19 protein-coding genes and 1 pseudogene are annotated in these 19,265 nt (G+C 56.2%); 9 read left to right on the forward strand and 11 right to left on the reverse strand.

All coding sequences use genetic code 11. The features are described from left to right. Window positions 1–244 precede the first annotated feature (244 nt). Complete coding sequence (locus J2Y56_RS14945) at window positions 245–637, forward strand: GFA family protein (protein WP_007947866.1); 393 nt, start codon at window positions 245–247, stop codon at window positions 635–637. A 23-nt stretch (window positions 638–660) separates the two neighbouring features. Here the strand turns inward: J2Y56_RS14945 and J2Y56_RS14950 are convergent, their stop codons facing one another. Next, a complete protein-coding gene (locus tag J2Y56_RS14950) occupies window positions 661–1,113 on the reverse strand; it encodes a hypothetical protein (RefSeq protein WP_007947867.1) in 453 nt (150 codons plus the stop codon). Window positions 1,114–1,265: 152 nt separating this feature from the next. On the opposite strand from J2Y56_RS14950, the gene J2Y56_RS14955 reads away from it, so the two are divergent. From J2Y56_RS14955 to J2Y56_RS14980, 6 genes and pseudogenes are all read left to right on the forward strand, one after another. Next, window positions 1,266–1,727, forward strand: coding sequence for an anti-virulence regulator CigR family protein (locus J2Y56_RS14955; protein WP_007947868.1), 462 nt, complete (start codon window positions 1,266–1,268; stop codon window positions 1,725–1,727). Window positions 1,728–1,843: 116 nt separating this feature from the next. After that, window positions 1,844–2,380 (forward strand): hypothetical protein, encoded by a 537-nt coding sequence (locus tag J2Y56_RS14960; RefSeq protein ID WP_033049568.1) that lies wholly within the window; start codon window positions 1,844–1,846, stop codon window positions 2,378–2,380. 397 nt (window positions 2,381–2,777) lie between these two features. After that, window positions 2,778–3,704, forward strand: coding sequence for a Gfo/Idh/MocA family protein (locus J2Y56_RS14965; RefSeq protein WP_007947871.1), 927 nt, complete (start codon window positions 2,778–2,780; stop codon window positions 3,702–3,704). 122 nt (window positions 3,705–3,826) lie between these two features. After that, the gene (locus J2Y56_RS14970) at window positions 3,827–5,017 is read left to right on the forward strand and encodes an MFS transporter (RefSeq protein ID WP_007947873.1); all 1,191 of its coding nucleotides are present in this window, start codon (window positions 3,827–3,829) and stop codon (window positions 5,015–5,017) included. Between the two features lie 216 nt (window positions 5,018–5,233). Further along, a complete protein-coding gene (gene cax, locus J2Y56_RS14975; protein ID WP_007947874.1) occupies window positions 5,234–6,304 on the forward strand; it encodes a calcium/proton exchanger in 1,071 nt (356 codons plus the stop codon). Between the two features lie 51 nt (window positions 6,305–6,355). Then, window positions 6,356–7,492 (forward strand): annotated as a pseudogene (locus J2Y56_RS14980) (nickel/cobalt efflux transporter). A gap of 68 nt (window positions 7,493–7,560) precedes the next feature. On the opposite strand, the gene J2Y56_RS14985 reads toward J2Y56_RS14980, so the two are convergent. From J2Y56_RS14985 to J2Y56_RS15010, 6 genes are all read right to left on the reverse strand, one after another. Then, window positions 7,561–8,133, reverse strand: a complete 573-nt coding sequence (locus J2Y56_RS14985; protein WP_007947877.1) for a chorismate mutase — start codon at window positions 8,131–8,133, stop codon at window positions 7,561–7,563. A gap of 154 nt (window positions 8,134–8,287) precedes the next feature. Then, window positions 8,288–8,650 (reverse strand): hypothetical protein, encoded by a 363-nt coding sequence (locus tag J2Y56_RS14990; RefSeq protein ID WP_310351001.1) that lies wholly within the window; start codon window positions 8,648–8,650, stop codon window positions 8,288–8,290. A gap of 193 nt (window positions 8,651–8,843) precedes the next feature. Then, window positions 8,844–9,272, reverse strand: a complete 429-nt coding sequence (locus J2Y56_RS14995; RefSeq protein WP_007948778.1) for a nuclear transport factor 2 family protein — start codon at window positions 9,270–9,272, stop codon at window positions 8,844–8,846. Between the two features lie 290 nt (window positions 9,273–9,562). Continuing rightward, the gene (locus J2Y56_RS15000; protein ID WP_310351005.1) at window positions 9,563–9,964 is read right to left on the reverse strand and encodes a hypothetical protein; all 402 of its coding nucleotides are present in this window, start codon (window positions 9,962–9,964) and stop codon (window positions 9,563–9,565) included. A gap of 136 nt (window positions 9,965–10,100) precedes the next feature. Beyond that, window positions 10,101–10,793: an RES family NAD+ phosphorylase gene (locus J2Y56_RS15005; protein WP_007944355.1), complete on the reverse strand. Its 693-nt coding sequence runs from the start codon at window positions 10,791–10,793 to the stop codon at window positions 10,101–10,103. After that, complete coding sequence (locus J2Y56_RS15010; RefSeq protein ID WP_007944356.1) at window positions 10,787–11,191, reverse strand: hypothetical protein; 405 nt, start codon at window positions 11,189–11,191, stop codon at window positions 10,787–10,789. The genes J2Y56_RS15005 and J2Y56_RS15010 overlap by 7 nt, the downstream gene beginning before the upstream one ends. A gap of 307 nt (window positions 11,192–11,498) precedes the next feature. On the opposite strand from J2Y56_RS15010, the gene J2Y56_RS15015 reads away from it, so the two are divergent. Next, a complete protein-coding gene (locus J2Y56_RS15015; RefSeq protein WP_007944357.1) occupies window positions 11,499–12,716 on the forward strand; it encodes a DUF3422 domain-containing protein in 1,218 nt (405 codons plus the stop codon). 119 nt (window positions 12,717–12,835) lie between these two features. Here J2Y56_RS15015 and J2Y56_RS15020 read toward each other — a convergent pair whose 3' ends face one another. The 4 genes from J2Y56_RS15020 to J2Y56_RS15035 form a co-directional block, all read right to left on the reverse strand. Next, on the reverse strand, window positions 12,836–14,872 hold the full coding sequence (locus J2Y56_RS15020) for an LTA synthase family protein (RefSeq protein ID WP_007944358.1): 2,037 nt from the start codon (window positions 14,870–14,872) through the stop codon (window positions 12,836–12,838). Between the two features lie 32 nt (window positions 14,873–14,904). After that, window positions 14,905–15,519 carry a hypothetical protein gene (locus J2Y56_RS15025; RefSeq protein WP_007944360.1) on the reverse strand — a complete coding sequence of 205 codons (615 nt, stop codon included), beginning with the start codon at window positions 15,517–15,519 and terminating at the stop codon, window positions 14,905–14,907. Next, complete coding sequence (locus J2Y56_RS15030) at window positions 15,516–16,814, reverse strand: exo-alpha-sialidase (protein ID WP_007944361.1); 1,299 nt, start codon at window positions 16,812–16,814, stop codon at window positions 15,516–15,518. The genes J2Y56_RS15025 and J2Y56_RS15030 overlap by 4 nt, the downstream gene beginning before the upstream one ends. Before the next feature lie 480 nt (window positions 16,815–17,294). Further along, window positions 17,295–18,206, reverse strand: a complete 912-nt coding sequence (locus tag J2Y56_RS15035) for a LysR family transcriptional regulator (RefSeq protein ID WP_007944362.1) — start codon at window positions 18,204–18,206, stop codon at window positions 17,295–17,297. Window positions 18,207–18,314: 108 nt separating this feature from the next. On the opposite strand from J2Y56_RS15035, the gene J2Y56_RS15040 reads away from it, so the two are divergent. Further along, on the forward strand, window positions 18,315–19,154 hold the full coding sequence (locus tag J2Y56_RS15040; RefSeq protein WP_007944363.1) for a hypothetical protein: 840 nt from the start codon (window positions 18,315–18,317) through the stop codon (window positions 19,152–19,154). Window positions 19,155–19,265: the final 111 nt, after the last annotated feature.

Genomic DNA, 19,265 nt, shown 5'->3' on the forward strand with positions numbered 1-19,265 from the left:
GTTAACCGCCATGCCTTTATCAGTGCTGTGAAAACAGCTGATTCAATCGAATCAATCTGATGAAAAACGCTGAAAAGCTGTGAAAGGCCTCTAGGGTAGGGAGATCGAACAGCTATTCGAACGGCCGGGAAGGTGTGTGAATGCAGGCATACAAGGGTGGCCTTTGGTGAGTTTGACGCGCGTTGACTAACCTCTTTGATACTCATTTTGCGAGCGCGAGCGCTTGATTCAGAGGAGGTGCGGCATGGAACGATTCACCGGCGGCTGCCTGTGCGGCAAGGTCAGGTTCGTGGCATCGGGACGCCCCTATCGGGTCGGCCTTTGTCATTGTCTGGACTGCCGCAAGCATCATGGGGCGCTTTTTCACGCGTCGGCGATATTCCCGCAGGATGCGGTCACGATCGAAGGCGAAACCCGCGATTACGCGGGGCGGTTTTTCTGCCCTCGCTGCGGTTCCTCGGTGTTCGCCCGCACCGCCGACGAAGTCGAAGTGAACCTGGGCTCCCTTGATGCGCCAGACCAACTCAAGCCAACCTATGAAAGCTGGATTGTGCGCCGCGAGTCCTGGTTGCCGGCGTTTCCACTTACAAGACGATATGAGCACGATCGTGACGCCACGGGGCGTGTTGATGAGTAGTTATCGATTGCGAAGGGGTGTGGCTACTTCGCCGCGACACCTTGCTTGATATCCCCACAAAAGATATCAAAGTTGCCATCCGAGGGTGCCGTGCGTACGACGATGGCGTACTCACCGGAGAGCAGAACCGACATTTCAACCGGTGCGGTTCTGGATAACGTCCAGCCGCGTATGGGCTGGCGTTCGGTGTTGACCTGTTCGTTCATCGCGTAGGCGACCGGTCCGGGTTGTTGGCAACTGCCTTTATAAATGAAGGTGTAAAGGCGCAAGGGCAGGGTGACACCGCCTGGAGCACCGCTGATGAAGTAACTCAATCCGGTTTTATTGTCATAGCTCGACAACGTTACATTGCCGATCTGACCGGCGTTGCGCTGTGTGGCAATCAAAGTAACGGTGACACTAGGGGTCGATGATGTGGCGCAGCCAAAGAGGGTTATGGTGACCAGTAGTGCTGCCAGTGAAATTTTGAGGTTCATAGCCAAACTCCTGCGTCGAAGAACTGCACGGGTGATTAGCCGGTATAGCTCATTAATGGCGGCTCTGATGTTGTCTGCGTGAAATTCCGTGTACCTGTTGCCGTGTAGAGCTAAATTACAAAAAACATTCCTCCACAATGAAGGAAAGACCTATGTTCAGATCTCGCTCATTGATTGCAGCCGTTACATACCTTGCGCTGTCCTGCGGCTCAACCACGGCATTAGCCGACCCTGGCAATGGAAAAGGCCAGGGAAACGGCAAGGGCAACCCGCATAACAGCGAAGTTCATGGCAACCAGGGAGGCAAAGGCAAGCAGTCCAGTGGCAACGATTGGGATCACGGCCCAAGCATCAATCACGCAAGCGTTCTGGGAATTATTGGCGGGCATCAGGATTACTGGAGTCCCGCGTCGGCATTGCCGCCTGGCATTCAAAAGAACCTCGCGCGCGGCAAGCCACTTCCCCCAGGGATTGCCAAAAAACTGGACGGCCGCTTAGTCGGCAGACTGCCTCACTATGATGGATATGAATGGCAACAAGCTGGCACCGATTTGATCCTGGTCGCGCTGGCGACCGGACTTATTTACGAAGTGCTCAACGGTGCTTTTCATTGATCCTTGAGTCGCGAATACGGTTTGTTCGCAAATACATATTTCATCTGTTGCAGGACTTGAACTGTCTGGGTCCAAGTGCGTCTTAAGCCATGTGATATTAACTAATGGACGCAATCATGATTTTAAAAAACAAGAGTCTCGTTGCTGTAATGTCTTGCGCCCTGATGCTTGCAGCGGCCCCATTACTGCCTGCTGACCTGTCTGTCATGAACTCCGCCTTTGCGAAGGATGGTGGCGGTGGTGGTGGTAACGGTGGCGGGAACGGCGGTGGCGGCGGTAACGGAAACGGAGGTGGTGGTCACGGCGGTGGCGTTGGCGGTAGCCATGGCGGCGGTACTGGAGGCGGTCACGCGGGTCACAGCGGTTCCGATCACTCCGGCGGCTCTCACAGTAGCGGCCACGGCAATGGGCTCGCCAGTGATCACGCCGGCAGGTCCGTTCGCGATCATGGTGAAAGCGGAAATCACTACGGCAATGACCGTAATAGTGACCGCGGTCATGGCCAGACGACTTCAGGCATTGCCCACTCCAGAGATACTCACGGCTTAAGCAAAGCCAGCGCTATTGCTGACTCGACTCCAGGCGATCACAACGCGAAAGGTTTGAGCAAAGCCGGGGTGTCGGTATCGAAAAGTCGCACTGATCATCCATAACAGCGGATAGGGAATACGACAGATTCAATTGCGAAGTCTGCCGCATGCTTCAGATCAGTTCGACTTCTTCTGTGGAAAGTCTGAGTAGGCGGGAATCCTCGCCTACCCTCTGCGAGCGCACTTGCATGACTATAAAAAAGTGAGGTTGCTCGTCCTCGCGCCTCCCGCCCCACCCATAACCCATCGCCCCTGTATCCAGTTCCCTCGACCAAGGCGCCACTCAAGGTGTACTCGCCTGGCGTTCATTGAAACAGTGTGTTGAATTGACCGAGCATCTCCCATTGCTGACCAACGACGGTTGATGCCCTGCGCCGTAAGCACGTCATCGATGACTTCCCCGCAATACAAACGTAATCTTGCCGATTCGCGTACCAAGACAAAAAACAAGGAGTCATTGATGCGACCAATCCGTCTCGGCCTGGTGGGCTACGGCAAGATTGCCCAGGATCAACACGTTCCAGCGATCAACGCCAACCCCGCGTTCCAGTTGGTGTCCGTCGCAACTCAAGGGCAGCCCTGCGCCGGGGTAGAGAATTTTCAGTCCCTCGGCGAGATGCTCGAAAACGGCCCGCATGTCGATGCGATTGCGTTCTGCACACCGCCGCAAGGGCGATTCGCTCTGGTGCAACAAGCGCTGGCCGCTGGCAAACATGTGTTGGTAGAAAAACCGCCGTGCGCCACGTTGGGTGAAGCGATGGCGTTAGTGACTCAGGCAGAGGCGCAGGGTGTCAGTGGCTTGTTCGCCTGGCATTCACGCTACGCACCCGGCATCGAAGCCGCCCGCGAATGGCTGGGCACCCGCACCTTGCAAAGCGTACAGATCGACTGGAAAGAAGACGTGCGCAAATGGCACCCGGGCCAGGCCTGGATCTGGCAGCCCGGAGGTCTGGGTGTCTTCGATCCCGGCATCAATGCCTTGTCCATTGCCACCCATCTGCTGGCGTTGCCGCTGTTTGTCGAGTCTGCCGAGCTGCGCGTCCCCGGCAACTGCCAGTCGCCTATTGCCGCCTCCATCAAAATGTCCGATGCGCGCCACCTCGATGTCCGCGCGGAGTTCGATTTCGACCACGGTCATGAGGAACTCTGGAGCATCGAGATTCGCTGCACAGAAGGCATCCTGCGACTGGATAACGGTGGCGCGCTGTTGAGCATTGACGGCGTGCGCCAAGCCGTATCGGAGGAGGGTGAGTACGCGGCGGTGTATCGACATTTTCAACAGCTGATTGACGACAAAGCCAGTGACCTGGACCTCCAGCCGTTGCGACTGGTGGCTGACAGTTTTTTTGTCGGCAGTCGGGCGTTGGTTGAGCCGTTCTACGATTAGCGGCTGCGCAAAGATTTAGCCGGTCTGTTGCATCGATCGGTTGAATCCACACTCTAAAGTTACAAAACCAGGAACTGGAAACTCGGATCGCTCGCGCTAGCCGCGCTCCGACATACCCAAAAATGAGTACTGAAAGTCCGCGCACCGACGCTGAGCGTCTTCGTATTCCACGCACGATTTGGGCGTTGGGCTTTGTCAGCCTGTTCATGGATCTATCGTCTGAATTGGTACACAGTTTACTGCCTGTGTTTATGGTCACTACATTGGGTGCAAGTGCATTGACCGTCGGGGTGATCGAGGGGATTGCCGAGTCGACCGCGATGCTCGTCAAGATATTCTCTGGCGCTATCAGCGACTTTATTGGTCGGCGCAAAGGATTGCTGCTTCTGGGATATGGTTTGGCCGCTCTGAGCAAACCGCTTTTTCCTCTGGCTCAATCGGTTGAAGTGGTCTTCACCGCACGCCTTCTGGATCGAATCGGCAAAGGCATTCGTGGTGCACCGCGAGATGCCCTGGTTGCCGATGTGTCGCCACCAGAAATACGTGGTGCCTGTTTTGGGCTGCGACAGTCGATGGATACCGCAGGGGCTGTTCTTGGCCCCGCTCTGGCCATCTTCCTCATGCTATGGCTCGCCGATATCCAGCTTGTCCTGTGGTTTGCAGTGATCCCGGCAACAATAGCGGTGGCTCTCATTTTAGTTGGAGTAAAAGAACCCACACCTGCCTCCAGCGAGCGCAACTTCCGATCTCCCATTCATTGGAGAGTCCTTCACGATTTTTCCACTGGCTATTGGTGGGTCGTCATTATTGGAGGGGTGTTTACACTTGCCCGTTTCAGCGAGGCGTTTCTGGTATTACGGGCGCAGCAGACAGGTCTGTCGATCACCTGGATTGCGCTGGTGATGGTGGTAATGGCACTTTTTTATATGTTGTCCGCTTACCCTGCCGGCTGGCTATCTGATCGTATCAATCGGACGAAGCTGCTTTGCGTGGGTATGGGGTTACTCGTCCTGGCGGATCTGGTACTTGCCCAGTCCAGTTCAGTCATCACGATGATGCTGGGCGTTGCGTTGTGGGGGCTTCATATGGGATTTAGCCAAGGCATTCTTGCCTCGCTGGTAGCGGATAACGCGCCCACAGTACTCAAGGGCACCGCCTACGGCATTTTCAATCTGGTCAGTGGTGCATGCATGCTGATCGCCAGCGTTCTTGCGGGCGGGTTATGGCACAGCCTTGGATCGGACAGTACGTTCCTCACTGGGGCATTGCTTGCCACAACAGCTCTGCTCCTGCTTTTGTTCAAGCCGCAGTAACTACAGGTGACCCTAAGACTGCCGTCACGCGGCGCCAAGCTTCATGACTGGATCGCAATGGGCTGCCTTTCGTGTTCCTTGAGGATAGGGCCTGATTAATAGCAACTGACTCTCATTGTTATGTCGGTGGAATTTTCGACGGGATTGCGCAAGTAAGCCATCCTTACCGGGATATCGATTGCCGCTTCATCAACCTGGTCTTATGCGAGTACAGCCATGCTCTATTGGATGTTGGTCTTCGTCCCCATTCCCATCCTCTTGAAGTTCATTGCGCCCGAGCAGGACTTGCTGATTTTTCTGGCGGCTTCTCTGGCCATCGTGCCGCTGGCCGGATGGCTGGGGCGGGCGACCGAGCAACTGGCTGAGCGCTCAGGGGAAGGGGTTGGTGGGTTGCTCAATGCCACGTTCGGCAATGCCACTGAACTGATCATCGCCATTAGCGCATTGCGGGCCGGCCTGCACGATGTGGTGAAAGCCTCCCTGATCGGCTCCATTGTCGGCAATATCCTGCTGGTGCTGGGGGCCGCCATGCTTGCCGGCGGGTTGCGTCACAAGGAACAGCAATTCAATGCCCTCGCAGCTCGCTCCCAGGCCACGTTGCTGACCATGGCGACCATCGCACTTGTATTGGCGGCTGCCTACAACGCCGTGGTGGCGCCTCGTGCGCCGGAAGGGCTGCAAAGGTTGAGCCTATATATCGCCGTGGTCTTGCTGTTTGTTTATGGGTTGTTTCTGTTGTACTCGCTGGTGACCCACAAGAACCTGTTTGCCGGGGATCCCAAGGTGGCGAGCGATGGGCAGCAGTCCCCGCTCTGGTCAAAGAGTAAGGCGTTGCTGGTTCTGGCCGTGGCGACATTGTTGATCGCCTGGGTCAGCGAGATCCTGGTGGCGGCCATCGAGCCCAGTGCGCATCAACTTGGCCTGAGCAACCTCTTTGTCGGTGTGTTCATTGTCGCGATACTCGGAAACGCCGCGGAGCATTCTTCCGCGATTTCGGCGGCCATGAAAAACCGCATGGACCTTTCGCTCTCGATTGCGATTGGTTCCAGTGTTCAGGTCGCCCTTTTTGTAGCCCCCGTTCTCGTGCTGGCCAGCTACGCCATCGGTTCGGCGCCAATGGACCTGGCGTTCTCCGGCGGTTTGGTCCTCAGTGTGCTGCTGGCCGTTCTGATTACCGGTCAGGTGGCCGGCGACGGACGATCCGACTGGCTCAAAGGGGTGCAACTGCTCGCCGTGTACTTGATCCTCGGCCTGGCCTATTTCTTTACACCTGATGTGGCGGCCTGAACTTATAGATTCTTTCGAAACCCTCCGCCGTTACTCCACATAGGCTCTGTCATGCCGGATTTTTCAGAACTGCTTCGGCAGGGTAGCGCCCACGCGTGGTTCTATTTCCCCAGCGCAATACTGCTCGGAGCCTTGCACGGGCTTGAGCCGGGGCATTCAAAAACCATGATGGCGGCGTTCATCGTGGCCATTCGGGGCTCTGTCAAACAAGCCGTGTTGTTGGGCCTGGCCGCAACGCTGTCGCATACGGCAGTAGTCTGGTTGGTCGCTATCGGTGGCATGTACCTGGGCAAGGGACTGGATGCTCAAACCACCGAGCCGTATTTCCAGCTGGCATCTGCGGCACTGATTATCTTGATTGCACTCTGGATGCTGTGGCGCACCTGGCGTGGCGAGCAGATGTTCAAGTTTGAGCAGGGGGAAAGTCACCGCCAAGACCACGGTCACCACGATGAAACCCAGCGCATTGATACCGGCCATGGCCGCATCGAGCTTTCGATTTTCGAAGCCGGCATGCCACCGCACTGGCGCCTGAAAGGAGTGAGCGGGCATGCCTGGGGCGCTGCGGATGTCCGGGTGCTGACGACGCGTCCGGACGGCAGCACCCAAGCGTTCTCATTTGTTGAACATGAAGGTTTTCTGCAATCGACGGCCGACATTCCCGAACCCCATGAATTCAGCGTTCGCTTGAGCCTTGGACACGCCGGGCACTCGCATGACTACGACCTGGAATACCAGGAGCATGATCACGGACACTCGCACGAGGGGCTGGAAGGTGTGGAATTGTCAGTTGACGGGTATCAGGATGCACATGAACGTGCCCATGCCAATGACATCCGCAAGCGCTTCACCCATCGTGAAGTGACCACCGGCCAGATCATCGTGTTCGGCTTGACGGGAGGGCTGATTCCTTGCCCGGCGGCCATCACCGTTTTGCTGCTCTGCCTCCAGGTCAAGGAAGTCGCCTTGGGTGGCTTGCTCGTCCTGTGCTTCAGCATTGGCCTGGCGATTACGCTGGTGTCGGTCGGCGCGGCGGCAGCCATTGGCGCCCGGCAAGCCACTCACCGCTGGCCGTGGATGGGGGCGGTTGCGCGTCGGGCACCTTAGCTGTCCGGCGCGTTGATTATCGGTGTGGGCTTGTATGTCGGCCTTCATGGCTGGATCGGGTTGAATGCTGTCTCGTCCTGAATAAGGTTTCAACTTCTGACTTTTTATCAGGACCGCGACTATTGATGCATCAGCTCGGGGTTCGCCCGTCATGGCGCGATGACACACAGCTCCCCGGTGGCGCGGATCAGGGCCTGACCGTGCAGTTGATCCTTGATCAGGCTGGCTCGCTCGGTCCCCAGCCAGTCTGGGCAGTGGGGGTCATTGCGATAGGGCTCGAAGGCGGCGTATTGCTGCAACAGGCGGTGTTGCAGCTCATCCAGCAGTGGCCTGATTTGATGGATGAGGTCCGGGCGTGGTGTGTCTGGTGCCTTGTCCGCCGCGCGCCATTGCGCGAGCAAGCCGTATTGCACCAGCTTGTTGGCTTCGATTTGTGCGGCGATCAGATCGGCGACCTCGTCCGGATTCAGCTTCTGGCTCACGGCAGTCTTCCTGGCGTTGTCGATAAGCTGTGTTTCCCGGGCCGTGTCCTGGACTGGCTTGCCGCTGTCCCATTTGGTCAACGCCACGAGATCAGCAGTATTCAAGCGCTCGTTGATCGTCACCAGCAGCGGCAACAAGCTATCGGGTACGGGGGCGGGTGTACTGGCCTGGACGCTGCAAGCGAATACCCCGAACAGGGCGCAGCTCAGCAGTTGCGGCAAGCGTTGGAAGTGGGGCATAGGCACAACCTCATTGAGCGCAAAATTCACAATCAGGTCTTATGTACCACAGGTGCGGCAGAGGCATTAAGTGGGGACTGGTTTATTTTGTTCAGGAAAAAGCCCGGCTTGTTTGGCCGGGCTTTTCATTGAGTGCAGCGTGAAGACTAATCATTCATGCGGCACGATACTTGATCAAACGGTCAGCACCACCTTCGGCAACGCGGTTTTCGATCAGCCGGTCAGAACCATCAGCGGCTACGCGGTTTTCGATCAGTCGGTCGGAACCGTCAGCGGCCACGCGGTTTTCGATCAGACGGTCGGAACCGTCAGCGGCTACGCGGTTTTCGATCAGTCGGTCGGAACCGTCAGCGGCCACGCGATTCTCGATCAAACGATCCGAACCCCCTTCAGCCACACGGCTTTCAATCAGACGATCCGAGCCTCCTTCAGCGACCACAGGTTGAGCAGAGGTAGCGGCAAAAGCGTTAACTGCAAAGACCGAGAAAGCGATGCTGAGGAGGGTTTGGCGTTTCATGATGGTGTGCTCCGGGGTGTTTATTGGTTGGTATGGAGCGGATGTTACGCCGAGGATTTTTTATGAGAACTTCATTGAGTTGATGGTGACTATCGATGGCGGCAATGGATCATTGCGCGCGGTGATGACACCGCGCGACAGCTGAGCTGCGGGCCTCTAAACGGCGGGAAGCCCGGGAGCGCGACGTAAAAAATCAGCCTTTGCTGGCCGCCAGATACGCGCCAAGACGTTGCCCCATTTGTTCGCCCAAGGCTTGCAAGCCGCTCAGGGGACGGACCATCACCTCAAACTCAACGATTTTTCCCTGTTCATTGAAGCGGATCATGTCGATGCCCTTTAACTGTTTCCCGCCCACGCTGGCGCTGAACTCCAGGACGACGTTCAACCCGTCTGCCGTCGCCAGTTCGCGGTGGTAGGCAAAATCCTCAAATACTTTGACGACGGTGTTGAGAATCATCGACACCACAGGCGCTCCGGGATAAGGCGTATGGGCCATCGGCGAGCGGAACACCGCTTGTGGGTCGAGCAAGTCGGGCAGGGCGCTCAAGTCAGCCGTGCGGATCATCTCGTGCCATTGCTCCAAGGAGGCCGCGGCGTTGGGGTGCAGGTTCAGATCAGACATTTTCTACTCCTGTATTTTTATTGTGGGTTCTGCAATGTCGAGAGGCGTGGTGTTGCGAAAGCGTTGATCAATGACCACCGCCGCATCCTGCGCCCACTGACTGTATATCGCAGGACCCCGATGGAAGCCATCCCGTGCCATCGAACCCGTCATGGGAGGCAGCCGTCGTCAGCATCGTGCGTCTGGACGATGCGCTCAGCCAGCGCGGCGAGTGCGATAAAAATAGCTCACGAAAAAGCCCGGCTGATCAGGCCGGGCTCTTTGTTGGGAACTGCTTTGAAGCAACTCATTCATGCAACGCGGCTTTCGATCAGGCGATCGGAGCCATCAGCGGCTACACGGTTTTCGATCAGACGGTCAGAACCGTCAGCGGCAACGCGGTTTTCGATCAGACGGTCAGAACCGTCAGCGGCAACGCGGTTTTCGATCAGACGGTCAGAACCGTCAGCGGCAACGCGGTTTTCGATCAGACGGTCAGAACCGTCAGCGGCAACGCGGTTTTCGATCAGACGGTCAGAACCGTCAGCGGCAACGCGGTTTTCGATCAGACGATCCGAACCCCCTTCAGCCACACGGCTTTCAATCAGACGATCCGAGCCGCCTTCCGCGACTACAGGTTGAGCAGAGGTAGCGGCAAAAGCGTTAACTGCAAAGACCGAGAAAGCGATGCTGAGGAGGGTTTGGCGTTTCATGATGGTGTGCTCCGGGGTGTTTATTGGTTGGTATGGAGCGGATGTTACGCCGAGGATTTTTTATGAGAACTTCATTGGGTTGATGGTGACTATCGATGTCGGCAATGGATGCATTCGATTGCGTTTCAGATTGCATTCAGGTTTCACTGATCTTGCTGACACTGGTGATCTGGCCATTCCAGATCATCTCGTAATGAGCCGTCTGAACAATCGATGCAACCGGTCGCGGCGTCATCAGTGCCCAGCAGTAGCTGCCCTGCACACGCACCGAGTGGTAGCGAATACCGGGGCATCCCGCTTCTTTGATCGATCTGCCCAATTGCCGGGAATGCGTGTAATCGTCAGGCGCGTAGACAGGATCAGTCATTGCAATGGGCGTAGCATCTTTCATCGCAGCGTCCGCAAACAAACAGGACAACCCACGGAAAACAAAGCGCTCATAGTTCAGGCTGCGGACATTGGACCAATACAGACTCTGGTGATGCCGCACTTCAGCCAGCGCCGTTTCCATGGAATCCGCCAGATACAACACGCCAAAGCTGCCATCGCTGAACCGCGAACCTGCCGGGTTAACGTGGGTAAAAGGTGCTATTGCGTAAGAGCAGCCAGGAATGCCGAACGGGATCTGATCCCGCGCAATCAACTCAAGACGACCCACTTCATTGTGAAGCCGTGGATTTGTCAGCGCCTGTATCTGATACAGCACCTCAAACTCACCCGCGTCCGCCACGTCATCAAACAGAGCAATCGGTGGAAATTTCGAATTAACCAGTCGGAAGGCCTGTAACTGCTCGCCGGCAAGCGCTGGCAGTTCGCTCACCCTCACCATTGCGCACCCCGCAACACATCAATGCGCCGAAAGGTTTCATACAGCGAAATCATGTCGCCCTGAGACATGATTTCGAGCGGTGAACGGCCATTGAAGAACTCGTTGTCGTTGGCCATCGACGCAAAACCGTAGACGTTTTCCGGGTTATCAAAGACCAGGCGCAGCGTGGCGTGGATGTTGAGCACAAAACTGATGCGCTGCATCTGGTCAGCGTCCAGTGCCACGGCCCAAGACGGATCAAGCTGCCGGGCACGTGTGTAGGTACTGCGGGAAATACGCAGGATGCGACAGGCCTGATCGCTGGACGCCGCCCATTTTTCGAGAATGCCGACCGCTGCACGCAAGCCCGTGACGCACTGGTTTTTGGTGAAAGTCTGTTCCTGGAGGGGGACTGCCATCTTCTAGACCTCAGTTGATCCATAGACTCAAAAATATACAACTTGAGTCTGTAGATCAATAGCGCATCGAGTATCCATTCGGATGCTCGAGACAGGGTGCCCTACGGACAGGCGCGCAGAACCATTTCCATGTTCGTCACCTGGTGGTGACTCTTAAGTTCGCCAATCAGTCCCACCAACAATAGCTATCGATAAAGTCCCGAAAAACCTGCGCCAAGCTGCCGAGCACACCTCTTTAGGGGCGGACCCTTGACTCGCGGGGCATCAATCGTAAGCGCCAAAAACAACTCCAACATGGCCACTCAACATGCACCCGTTACGACAAAGCCTGCACAACGAATTACACGCGCGCCCGTCACTGTATTTCGATGAGCCGGCCCATGTATTTCACCTGGCCTTCCTCGGCAGCGATCAGGCGTGCAATGCATTCCTGCAAAACTGCTGCCCTGGCGCCCTCGACCTGACGGCCGCCCAAGGCATCACGCAACTCGATGGCCATGCATTGAAATGGGAGCGCCATGCCGAGTTTTTCACCCTGACCCTGGTGGTCACTTCATCCAGCAATGATTTGTCCTGGACAACGCTGCCCGAGGTGCTGGCGCAAAAGGTCGAAGGGCATTTGCCGACGCTTATCAACTCGGTGCAGATCGTGGTGCGTGGTGAAGCCGATCTCGATCTCTCCCGTTACGGCTTCAAGGACCCGAGCGGTTCTTGCGTAGGGGGCGGCGATGCGGTGGTCTGGAGCGATTTTCGTATCAGCGAGGAGGGGAACAACCACCTGTTGTTCGTCAACCGGCGCCTGAATGCCTACCGTCAGGGGCGAATGATACGTCGCCTTCTGGAAATCGAGACCTACCGGATGATGGCCTCGTTATCTTTGACCATGGCCAAGTCCTTGAGCGCGCAGCTCGATGTATTTGACAAGACACTGGTCACACTCTCTGAACGTAACGCCCATGCCGACAGTAATAATGCGAAAGCGTTGCTCGCAGATATTTCCAGCCTTTCTGCCCAGGTGGTCAGCAGCACCGCGAAAACCCGCCATCGCTTCAGTGCCACTCAGGCCTATGCTCAACTGGTGTTTGAACGCTTGGGAGAGTTGCGCGAAAGTCACGTGGGCGATTGCCAACGCCTTGGTGTGTTTATCGAACGTCGCTTCAAACCCACCGTCAGGTATTGCTCTGCCACCGAACAGCGATTGGAGCACCTGGCCAAAAGCGTGGCTAACCTGGGCGACCTGTTACAGGCTCGGGTCCAGGTAGAAATGGAAGAACAGAACTCGGATATTCTCAAAAGCCTGAACGCCCGCGCCGATGCTCAGATCAAGATCCAGCGCGCAGTGGAAGGTCTGTCGATTATTGCAATCACCTACTACCTGATTAACCTGCTCAAACTGGGCTACTCGGGGTTGCACTTGCTAGGCGTTGCGGTGGCCCCGCGTGAAGCGATGCTCGCAATGACGCCGCTCGCGATCGGCATTCTAGCGTTGATTGTGCTTCGTATCCGGAAAGTCAAAGAGCATTGAGGCAACGGCCTTCAAGCTCACTTTTTTACCGAAAGCTGCCCGCTACAAAGGATAGGTTTCGGTGACTTGTAACAGGGGGGAGGCCCGCGTCTATTTGCACAATAGACGCGGGAAAGCCGTTACTTGCGCGCGTTCTGGTACAGCATCAACCGTGAGGTTTCATGCATGGCGCGGGTCAACTCTGACAGGCGTTTGAACTCTTCGGGGTGTTGCTCGGCGACGTTGTCAAGTGGTGTCGGCGAGGCCAGGTCATGGAGACTTGGCGAGCTGCCGTCGTGTTCCATCTGAACCATGTAGTGTTGAGTCACGCCGGCAATCAGCGGGAACGTGCCTTCGCGCAGTACCAATGGCACCACGCGTTCGCCTTCGGGTGCGGGCTGCTGGATATCACGGCCCATGCCACTGTTGCGGAACTCAAAGCCGGCCATACCCACTACGGTTGGCAGCAAGTCCACCAGGCCGACTGCTTCCTCGACAGTGCGCGTCCCGATCAAGCCTGGCGCGTGGATGATCATCGGCACCGCGTTGCTTTCCAGGCCCAGTTGTTCGTACGCCGGTGCCAGGAAAGGGATCTGGGCGATACGGGTGTTGTGGTCGCCATACATCACGAATATGGTGTTTTCGTACCAGCCGCCGGCCTTGGCAATTTCCATCAAGCGTCCGATGTTGAAGTCCAGCAAGCGTACGGCGTTGTACTGCTCGACACTGCGCGAGCCTGCGGCCTGGACTTCCTCCAGGGTAGGGTGCTTGACCTCGAATCCGTCATTGCTCTTTGGGATCGTGAAGGGGCGATGGTTACCGGCCGTTTGCACATAGGCGAAGAACGGTTTGTCCTTGGGCAGTGCTTGCAGGATCTGGTCGGTTTCCTTGAACAGGTCCAGATCCGAGATGCCCCAGACATCGACCACCGGGGATTTCCAGTCCCGCTCGTCGAGCAGGCGAACGCCGTCGATACTTTGCTTGATCAAGGCGTTCATGTTGGCCCAACCGGAGTTGCCGCCAATGGTGTAGATCTTCTCGTAGCCGGTGAAGGCATTGATCAGCGTGTTTTGATTGGTGATCAGTGGATTACGCGTCGCGGATTCCTGTCGAGTCACGTCAGGCACCCCAGTGATGCTGGCCCAGACAGTTTTTGCGGTTCCCGTTACTGGCACATAGAAGTGTTTGAAGAACCAGCTCTGCGTGGCCAGCCGATCGATATTGGGCGTTGGGTTGATCGGGTTGCCATAGGCCCCGACGGCGCTGGTGCCCAACGATTCAAGCATGATGAACATCACGTTCGGTGGTCGCGAGCCCGGTATCTTGTAGGGTTGCGGCGCCTGGTGGCGGACGAAGTTCAGGGTCTGCGGATCGGGTTGGTCGACGCCCAGATAGTTGGCCATGATCGCGTAATGTTGGCGCACCTGCGCTTCGTCATAGCGCAGATGGCCGACCTTGACGGTGTCGTAGAAGAAAATCACCGGGTTCAGGCCCAATGCGGCAACCTGGTTATTGCCCGAGAAAAATGCATCGCTCCAGCGCAGCGGCACCGGGTTTTCAAAGTTAAGATGTTCGACACGCCCCAAAATACCCAGCAGCACCAGCATGAACATCACCGCACTGCCCCATGTCGCGGAGAACCGGGAAATGACTTTGCGGGGACGGTCCAGCGTGACGCGCTCCAGGCGCACCAAGGCCAGTGTCACGAACGCGACGGTCGCCAGCCAAGCCAGTGAAATCCAGATAACCGGGTAGGTTTGCCAGACCATATCGCGGGATATTTGCGCGTCGTCGATGAAACGCAACACCGTGGCATTGATCCTCACGCCGAGGTACGCGTAATGGCCAAAATCGATGATGTAGACCAGCAGCAGAGCGCTGAGGATGGCAACCAGGTACAGGCGGGCGATGCCGCGAACAAGACGGCTGCTGATCAGGTTCCAGCGCGGGATCCAGGCCAGCAACGCCAACGGCAGCATGACCAGAATGGCCAGGCGCAAGTCGAAACGAAAACCGATGCCCAGGGTTGTCAGGACGGCATTTTCTTCACTCAGGGCTTTGGCGTCAAAACCGGAAAAGCCGAAAAAGAACACCACCCGCAGCAGTGCAAACAGCACAAACGCGATCGCTGTTGCGCCTAGCCAGTAATGCAAACGTCTCGATTTCAGCCAGCCCATCGATGTTTCCCTATTAAGAGTTTCGTTAAATTTCAAACGGAATGGTTTCGCAGTGGACCGCGCGGCCGGATGAGCCGGCGATACGCCCAGCGTGTCCCCAGCACCAACAGTGCCAGGCAGCAATACAGGCCCAGCAGCGGATCAATCAGGTAATCCCAATAGTTTTGGGACGGTTTGATCCCGGCGATGAAGGCCAGGGTCGCGCAGGTCAACATCACGACAGCCAGGTAATTGCGCAGGTAAAACGCGCCAAACGTAAGCATCGCGATAACAAACAGCAGGGGGCGCGGGCTGAAACCCCGCCGGTAAGGATCCAGCTCACTCAAGCCCAGGGTTGCCGGGTACAGCACCAGGGCCATCACGGCGAAGAGGAGCAATACGCAGATGTGACCACCGTGCTGTGCGGGCGGCAACACCTCCAATCGACGCAAACAGCCCCACCCCATGAACACTAATGAAGTGATCGCAAGGTCATCAATATGGCTGCGCAAGTAAGCGGCCAGCGATATCCCGCCCAGCGGTATGAAACTGGCGGCCAGCAATGCAACGAGCAGTGCGATGCGCCAGCCCCTGTTCAGGCCAAAAGACGGCAGCACCAGAAAGATGATCATCGCGAAGCTGAGATGGGCTTGCCAAAGACTAATCATTTGAGACGCTCGGACAGCCACGCATCGTTAAAGGTGACGTGTTTGATGAAGGTGTTGTTCCAGGAATAGACCAAGTGATACATCCCATCCGGACTGCGGATGAAGTAGGGGTATTCATATTCAAACTCACACCTGTCGTTTTTACAGACACGGTTGTCGAGGTTGGCGAGGAATTGCGCCTCCAGCGGTTGGCGCAACTTGCCACTGGATCCTCGGAACTCAATCCCGATGATTTCCTTGTAGGCGAGGGGTGAAAACGGGTCGCCCTCGGGATCCGGTGATTTGTCCAGATCGTGCACCAAACGCCAATCTTCCATTTTCGCATCGGTGAGATAAAGGCTCAGCTTGAAGCGCCCCTCCTGCAGATCATTGAGCGCTACCAGCATCCCGTGTTCGGGTGTCGCAACGGCCGCCAAAGAGGAATTGGGGTTTGAAGGATCGAGCGGATAAGGTTCGCTCCAGGTTTGCCCGGCATCCTCGGTGCGGCTCGCCAGGACTCGGTGATGGGTTTCGCCGGCGTAGCGCAACAACGCGATACCGCGCTGACCGTCCAGCGGAACGACTGCGGGTTGCAACGAATGATTGCCGTGGCTGATGCGGTATTTATCGATCACTTCGCCGTCTGCGCTCAAGTACAGGTACTCGGCAAACTTGCCCAGAAATTCGTGGTAGACCGGCAAACCGATGGAACCGTCGACATGAAACACCGGTGCCGACCGGACCAGGGTACTGATGTTCAGAAAGGGTGAAGTGATCAATTGGCGCGGTGCCGACCAATTCACACCAAAGTCATCTGAAACCATCACATTGACCGCGCTACCGGCCCAGCCGCCCATGGATACGGAGACGTAGAACAGCCACAGGCGGTTGTCCGGCGCCAGTGCAATGACCGGATTGCCCAGTTTGCGGATGTATTTTCGAGTACTTTGCTGGGTCGAATCGCGGGTCGCCATGACCTGTTCCTCCCCCCATTCACCGGTGCTGACGTTGAAACGGGCGGAGCGCACCTGCACATCGGCTGCGCCTTCGCGAGAGCCGGCGAACCAGACCGCCATCAGGCTACCGTCAGGCAAGGCAGTGATTGCTGAGGAATGCACGAAGTCCACCAACCCGGAGGAGGCGAAACGGCTGGTGTAAATGGGCTTGGCCGCTTCATCCTTCACAGCCGAAACCGGACTTATCAGGGCAAAGGAAGAATGCTTGGGGGCCGGGTGGGTGAGCCATGCGCCGGCAAAGAGGCAGCCAAGGGCAAGGTAAACACAGAGGGCAGGAAGGCTGGGAAACTTTTTGCGCATAATTAAGACTTTGGCATCTCATGGCCCGATAAAGCGCGCAAGCTAACACTCGCTAGTACAAAATCGGTTTTTATGAATTTTTATACTGTAACCGGTTATTTGTAGCATGTTGGCCCGACGGCCTACAAAGACTGATTGAGTCGCTGACACTCCCGTTCTATAGGGGTTTCGCTTCGGTCCGATACTCGTCAGCCAGCTTTGCCGCTGGTCGCAAAGATGGATTTGAACAGGGACGAACCAGAAAAGGAAGCTGAATAACCGGTTGAATTCACAATCGCTCCCGCCAGAGAGGCAGGGAGCGGCCTAAAGCAACCGTGGAGATACCGCCATTTGTTCAATCGAACAATGTCCTACCCCATTTGCAGGGTCATCACTTAACAGAGAGCACCGTTGTGACGGCGGGACCGCTTCTGGGCGAAACCAGACTGATGCGAAAGACTGTAATCGGCCCAAAGAAACTATTTGCGCGCTAGTTATTGATTAGCTGTGTTCAGGTTTTTCTGCACATTTGATCCAGATGTCAAGCTCTGTAATCATTTTGTTGACTTCGCTATCTTCCCTTTCCGATGGCCGAATAATTGCGTTCCAGGCGATGTCCAGCCCTTCGTTCAGGGCTGCCCACGCAAGCTCCCCACGCTCAAGGCTGGGGGTCACCAAATCGCGTTGCAATATGCTGATTCCGTATCCCGAGCGAACCAGTTCGACTATGGCTTCGATCAACTCCACCGTGATCATACGGCGCGGCAAGATGCTGGCGGGGGCGAAGAACCGATCATATTCCCAACCACTTGCGCGATCAGTTGAGTAGGTCACCAGGTTGTAGGTTTTGAAGTCTTCGGCATAAATGTTTTGCCTTCCTGCAAGGGGATGATCGGTTGCCATGATCGCAATCAAGTCGTCCCGGAAGAGTGGCAGTTTTGCTACACCACTCGGCACCATGCCGTCATCGATGATGGACACATCAAGCCGTCCTTGCATCAGGCTCGCGTAAACGTCATTACGGGGCACGGTCACCAGTGTGATTTCGATGTCTGGCCGGAGACTTGAGTAGTGCTTGATGAATTTTGGAATCCAGCGAAACGGGCCGTAGGAGGTGACACCCATGCGCACAAACGCCGTGACGCCACCGGCCATGGACCTGGCCTCAGACTCAGCTTCATTCAGTATCGCAATGATGTCTTTGGCCGCCCTTTCCAGGCGTACGCCGGCAGGGCTGAGTCTTAGTTTTCCGCCTGATCTTTCTGTCAGGCTTACACCCAGCCGTCGCTCGGCTTCGCGTAGGCGATGACTGACGGCTGAAGGTGTCAGCCATAAACGCTCGGCAACCGCTGTTACCGAATCGACTTCCGAGAGGGTTTGCAACATCACAAGGTGATCCAGCGTGAGTCTCATGGCGAGCGACCTGAAAATAATTCACAAAATTGCGTAAAATTATGAGCGTGACTTGATTTTGGTGCCGATGCAATCTGAATCCAGCAGATCCACCGGAGACCAATAAAAATGACAACCCTGCCTTTTACACCTGCGCTAACCCTGGGCGATATCATCGATCTAGAGCGCTACCCTATTACTGATCGCACCAACTTCGCTTATCTTGCATTGGTCACTCAAAGTCAGTCTTTGCTGGGGCAAGAGGGCGTTGCGATCTTCCCGGGTTTCGTTCGCAATCCATCGGTTGTCGCGATGGCTGATCAGACGCTTGCCTTGCACTCGCGCATGTTTCATTTTCGGGAAAACCACACGGTTTATTTCAAACCCCAAGATGAAAGCGTTGATCCAGAACATCCGCTACGACGGTTGATGAACACGGCAAAAGACACCGTTGCGTATGCAGATATTCCTGCCGACCATTTAATCAGGCAGATCTATGAGTCGGACGAAGTGCTTTCTTTCATCAAAGATGTTTTGGACCTGGACGCGCTCTATCGTCATGCCGATCCGTTAGCCGCCCTTAACTTGCAGGGCTTCACGGCGGGGCAGGAGTTGGGATGGCACTTTGATCGTTCCGACTTCAGCGTCACGCTGTCCCTTCAGGCGGCGAGCGCCGGGGGGGATTTTGAGTACGTGCGCATGCTGCGCAATGAAAACGACGATTGCTATGACGCGGTCAGACAATTCCTCGATGATCCGAACACACAGCAGATAGAAGTTCTGCCTCAAGTGCCCGGCACCCTGACATTGTTCCGTGGCCGCTATTCATTGCATCGGGTGACGCCGGTGGCAGGGGACCGGCTGAGGCTCAATGCAGTGTTCGCGTACGTGGACCAGCCCAACGTTGAATTCAGTGCCTATGCCCGCCAGTTGTTCTACGGGCGTACCTCGGTAGATCCATTGGTTTAAGTTTCGCCAAAAACAATAAAAGCAATTGATCCACTTCTTCGCTTCACATGTTTGCGCACGCACCTGTCCATGCTAATTCTGATGGGCTCGTTTGCTCCTGTGTCGCACACA

The organism is Pseudomonas sp. BE134, assembly GCF_031456105.1.
GTDB lineage: Bacteria > Pseudomonadota > Gammaproteobacteria > Pseudomonadales > Pseudomonadaceae > Aquipseudomonas.